General features: G+C 69.1%; 1 protein-coding gene. It reads left to right on the top strand.

Annotated elements, in window-relative coordinates; all coding sequences use genetic code 11:
• A partial coding sequence (locus tag IG90_RS40480; RefSeq protein ID WP_033895134.1) for a hypothetical protein occupies positions 1-253 on the top strand: 253 nt, incomplete at its 5' end.
• Positions 254-269: the final 16 nt, after the last annotated feature.

The following is a 269-nucleotide window of genomic DNA, read 5'->3' as shown; positions in this document are numbered from 1 at the left end:
CTGGGCGACCTCATCGGTCGGCGAGTGGACCGGGCTGATCATCACCGGCTTCCCGGCGCTGTTCGTCACCTTCATGTTCGCCAACGACCTGGTGACCCGCAGGGTCGAGCACCGCACGCTCGCCCTGGGCGCGGTCCTGCCGGTGCTGGCGTCCACGATCCCGGGCCCGGTCGGCGAGGGCGTCCAGGGAGTTCTGGCCTGGGTCATCACGAAGATCGGCACCCTCGTCGCCGGCGCCTTCGGCATCGCCTAAGAAGAAGGAGGAGTCG

Source organism: Streptomyces anulatus (assembly GCF_000721175.1).
Taxonomy (GTDB): domain Bacteria; phylum Actinomycetota; class Actinomycetes; order Streptomycetales; family Streptomycetaceae; genus Streptomyces; species Streptomyces anulatus_C.
This window is presented reverse-complemented; position numbering and strand designations above follow the sequence as displayed.